We start from the raw sequence: 1176 nt of genomic DNA on the forward strand, positions 1-1176 counted from the left end.
GGCGAATTTCAGATTTAGGCGAACACCCCCACCAAAATTCAGCCATGGCAATTGGGGTTAAATGATGCTGGAACGCATACTGTAATAGTTTCGGGGCAGCACATTCACCGGCACCCGCTGGCGGAATAGGGGTCATTGCACCGGCAAAAATATCGTTTAAGTTTTTCTCTTCACCGGATTGGTTAAGGAATCGGTAGTGAGCAAAGAGTTTGTGCTGTAATTGCGCAGAGCGCTGTTTACGTTGTTGCTTGAGCGCTTCGATTGTTTGATCTAGTTGATGTAATTGGCTGCTGAGTTCGTTAATACGTTTTTGCCAATCGAGTTTCAGTTGTTTAAGTTGCCATTTCTCATACACACTTTGTTGAGCCAGTTGTGCCAATAAGGCTGGCCGTTGCTCCTCTGGCAAGGTTTCTACTTGTTTTCGTTGATGTTTTCTCTGGGCGCGATGGTTCGTCATCTGCTGCTGTTGTCGTACAATTGCATGTTTGGCGGTTTGCTGAGCCTCATCAAGCTTGTGGATTAATTGTTTGCGTAATATTGCTTCGGTTAATTCAATAATTTGACGATTCATATCAGAAATTTGTTCGGCTTCATGACAAAAAAAGCTTGAGTCAGTAAAACGATCAAACACCGGAGGGACAAAACCGGGTAGATGATCTTGCCCAGCGAGTTGACCGGAAAATGCTGATAAGTAACCCAATGTACCGAGCGGATGCCTTACTACCAGTACACCAAACATTTTCCCATGTGAATGCTGTGTTTGCTCATTCAGTCCAAAAGGGTGCGTCCAATGTGTTTGAGTCGTCAGGTGCAGTTGTAGCTCTTGGGCTGCAGTCACCGATAATGGGTGGGGGTCATAGCAAAATGGGTAAGTAAAACGCAAGGGAGGCGTGAGGGTAGCAATATCGTTTTTAAATGGGGTAAAACAGTCAGGATAAGTGGGCATAGTCGCGATCGGTTGTCTACATACCTAGCAATTTTACTGTGCTTAACAAGAAAAGTCAGTATTTCTCCCTCAGCATGTTGTATAAACGATGTGCTGAGGAAGAAAATGTAATGCTAGAGCATTGGCAGAACAGAAAGCAGCAATAGCCCTCCCATGATGCCGTTAAACCAGCGCAGGTAGCGAGAGTTATTCATCCAATAGCTGAGTTGCTTGCCTGCGGCAGCCCATAC

1 protein-coding gene and 1 pseudogene are annotated in these 1176 nt (G+C 45.3%); both read right to left on the reverse strand.

Features of this window, described 5'->3' with window-relative positions:
- Nucleotides 1-946, reverse strand: a 946-nt coding sequence (locus B7C60_RS18175; RefSeq protein WP_483887751.1) for a zinc ribbon domain-containing protein, incomplete at its 3' end; no start/stop codon positions are given.
- A 113-nt stretch (nt 947-1059) separates the two neighbouring features.
- Nucleotides 1060-1176: pseudogene (locus B7C60_RS18180) on the reverse strand (LysE family translocator); the annotation flags it as partial.

This window comes from Vibrio fujianensis, assembly GCF_002749895.1.
Lineage (GTDB): Bacteria > Pseudomonadota > Gammaproteobacteria > Enterobacterales > Vibrionaceae > Vibrio > Vibrio fujianensis.